The organism is Vibrio sp. MMH1-50 (assembly GCF_022347645.1).
GTDB classification, from domain to species: Bacteria; Pseudomonadota; Gammaproteobacteria; order Enterobacterales; family Vibrionaceae; genus Vibrio; species Vibrio harveyi.
In genome coordinates this window covers 1-2,960 of sequence record NZ_JAKRGG010000078.1, presented here as the reverse complement: position 1 = coordinate 2,960, position 2,960 = coordinate 1, and the positions used below count along the sequence as shown (strand labels likewise).

Below are 2,960 nucleotides of genomic sequence, written 5' to 3'. Positions count from 1 at the left end.
TTGCGAATCCCTCTTGAGCAGTTTGTTAGTCGCGAGGCACCGAGCGACAATTTTAAGCCGAACTAAACTTTGCGAACAACAAACTTTATGTGCTTTGATGCACTTGCGTCAGGCGTAGTCTCAAAGCGGCTACTCAATGAAACCACTTGGAACAAACAACGCCGTAGAAAACGGACTGACAACACCAAAAAACACTTTTGGAAAGCCAATCTCACAGTGCGGACTTTCAACAAAGTCACTGAAACCACGTGGAACTTACCACACCAGAGAAAACGCCTTTTCAGCGAGTAGATCAGTTTTTGAACCAACAAACTCACAGAGCAGAGTTGCAAACAAAAATAGACTCTCGATTGCCCTGTTCTGTCAGCACCAAAGAACAAAACAACCGCTAGGACAATTGCAAAACTTTGGACTTAAAACAGCTGAAAATGAGTTTGGACCAACAACGATGAACCTGGGAACCGAACAACAAGCAGCCAAATTTTGAGCTTAGAAACATGATTTTGACAGCTAGCTTTTTCTGGCGACTAACGCCCTGTTAAGGGGTGAGCAACGCAATACCGAAGCCGCTGCATACCACCTTAATCACTTAAACTAACGCACAGTAAAAATGCCACGCGTTGCGAATCCCTCTTGAACAGTTTGTTAGGAATTTGAACCCAGCAATACTTTTAGTTCTTCGACCGACAGAGTCTGATCTTTTTTCCTATGAACCATTGCGTGACAATTTGCGCATAAAGGAACTAGATCTTTTTCTGGGTCTACTAACGTCGAAATACCTAATCGCGACACTGGAACTTTATGGTGGATATGAATGTAACCCTCGCCGATGCTGCCATAAACTTTGCCATAGTCGAAACCGCACGCAGCGCAAGTAGCCCCATGAATTGCTATTGCTTGGCGCCTTAATTTTGGATTTCTCTCATACGTAGTGACGTACTTCTTATTGAAGTTACCCTCATGAAATGACTCAAACATATTCGATTGGTCACTACTTTCTTCCACTCCATACTTAGGCTTGGCAGTTTGCAAGGCATCTTTAGAAAGGTGCCCTAATATCAGGTCATAGTTTTCTTTAGATATAGGTCTAACACCGTTTCGCCAATAATTTGATATTAGGTTAGAGGGAATACTTTCTAAATATTTACCATCTATTTTGGCAAGGATTGGCTTAGAGAATGTTTCAAAACTATCGATAGTCCCAAAGTAGTCACTTTTAGTACTATTTCTATCGGGAAATACTTTGCCGATTGTTCCAATACCAAAATAGTGTGGTTCGTTTGACAATCTATTTACTTGATACGCTTTGTCTTTAATACGTCCCTTGTAGTAAATGACTTGAGTTCCTGGCTCTAGATACTTTAAGTACCTCTTCGGAAAATGATACAAAACGCCTGTACCATCGTCCCATTGAGAAACATCATTTTCTACTATCACCGCGTACATAACTTTCCTCAAATTTCCTAACGCCCGCTTAAGTGGTGAGCAACGCAATACGATGTTTCCGCATTCCACCTAAATCACTAAAATCAACGCATGATAAATGTGCCACGCGTTGCGAATCCGTCTTGAAGCGTTTGTTATGTGTATTGGCTTAAGTGATTCTCTATAAATTCGATATCAGCTCGATAAAAATCACCAAGTGGAATAGCACTTGGCTCAAGCCAAAAGAAAGTTTGCTGCCTTACTTCATCAATCATCTGAGGCTCAGTATCATTACCCGCACGTAAAACAACATAATGAATTTCACCACCAAAATCATTTTTAGCTTGATGACTACCGAGTCGCTTTAAACCTTGCAGTCCCGTTTCTTCCCACAGCTCTCTAACTGCTGCTTGATTACCTGACTCACCAGGGTCAATAGAACCGCCTGGGAATTCAAATACCATCCCTTGCCCTCGTCTGAAGCGCTTTTGGATAAGAACTTTTCCATCTCTTACGACCACGCCCATTGCAATATTTTTCATGTGAACTTTCCTTGTTCTTCTAAATACACATAACGCCCAATTAAGGTGTGAGGCACGCAATACGATGCTTCCGCATACCACCTTAATCACTAAAACCAACGCATAGTAAAAATGCCACGCGTGCCGAATCACTCTTAAATTGTTTGTTAGTTGCCCATCTCAAAGCCTAGTGCTAACATTTGTACACACACCAAAAAAGGAATAAATCATGGACACTAGAATTCAATTTCGTGTTGATGAAGAAACAAAGCGCCTAGCTCAACAAATGGCTGAGAGCCAAGGTCGAACTTTAAGTGATGCTTGCCGCGAACTTACTGAGCAACTCGCAGAACAACAAAGAAAAACATTATCTCACGATGCATGGCTAACTGAACAAGTAAACCTAGCATTTGAGAAGTTTGACTCAGGAAAATCCGTTTTCGTTGAGCACCAAACTGCTAAGTCTCGAATGGAAGAGCGCAAAGCCAGAATCCGTAATCGAGGTAAGCAATGATTTTATGGGAAGAAGAGTCACTTAATGATCGTGAAAAGATCTTCGAGTTTCTCTATGACTTTAACCCTGATGCGGCAGAAAAAACTGACAACCTCATTGAAGCAAAAGTAGAAAACTTGCTTGAACAACCTTTAATGGGTGTACAACGAGATGGTATCCGCGGACGATTGCTCATTATTCCTGAGATTTCGATGATTGTGTCTTACTGGCTCGAGGGCGATATCATCCGAGTTATGCGTGTACTACACCAGAAACAAAAATTCCCTACGGATTGATTGCTTCCTCTGGGGAACTAACGCCCTGTTAAGGGGTGAGCAGCGCAATACCGAAGCTACTGCAAACCGCCTTAATCACTTAAACCAACGCATAGTGAAAATGCCACGCGTTGCGAATCCCTCTTGAACAGTTTGTTAAGCTACTGAAGTAAAAGAGATAATCAAATTAAAACCAAAATACATTAAGCAGACAACCCAAAAACCATAACCAACAAGAAACATTGG

The 2,960-nt window shown here is 41.7% G+C and carries 5 protein-coding genes; 3 read left to right on the top strand and 2 right to left on the bottom strand.

What is annotated here, in order from left to right:
• The first annotated feature begins 136 nt into the window (after positions 1-136).
• The gene (locus MHO32_RS25425; RefSeq protein WP_239214953.1) at positions 137-487 is read left to right on the top strand and encodes a hypothetical protein; all 351 of its coding nucleotides are present in this window, start codon (positions 137-139) and stop codon (positions 485-487) included.
• Positions 488-645: 158 nt separating this feature from the next.
• Here the strand turns inward: MHO32_RS25425 and MHO32_RS25420 are convergent, their stop codons facing one another.
• The gene (locus MHO32_RS25420) at positions 646-1,446 is read right to left on the bottom strand and encodes an HNH endonuclease (RefSeq protein ID WP_239214950.1); all 801 of its coding nucleotides are present in this window, start codon (positions 1,444-1,446) and stop codon (positions 646-648) included.
• A 134-nt stretch (positions 1,447-1,580) separates the two neighbouring features.
• A complete protein-coding gene (locus MHO32_RS25410; RefSeq protein WP_010648800.1) occupies positions 1,581-1,967 on the bottom strand; it encodes an NUDIX hydrolase in 387 nt (128 codons plus the stop codon).
• 208 nt (positions 1,968-2,175) lie between these two features.
• On the opposite strand from MHO32_RS25410, the gene MHO32_RS25400 reads away from it, so the two are divergent.
• Positions 2,176-2,460, top strand: coding sequence for a type II toxin-antitoxin system RelB/DinJ family antitoxin (locus MHO32_RS25400; protein ID WP_005398409.1), 285 nt, complete (start codon positions 2,176-2,178; stop codon positions 2,458-2,460).
• Complete coding sequence (locus MHO32_RS25395; protein WP_069523642.1) at positions 2,457-2,735, top strand: type II toxin-antitoxin system RelE/ParE family toxin; 279 nt, start codon at positions 2,457-2,459, stop codon at positions 2,733-2,735. Before MHO32_RS25400 ends, MHO32_RS25395 begins: the two co-directional genes overlap by 4 nt.
• Positions 2,736-2,960: the final 225 nt, after the last annotated feature.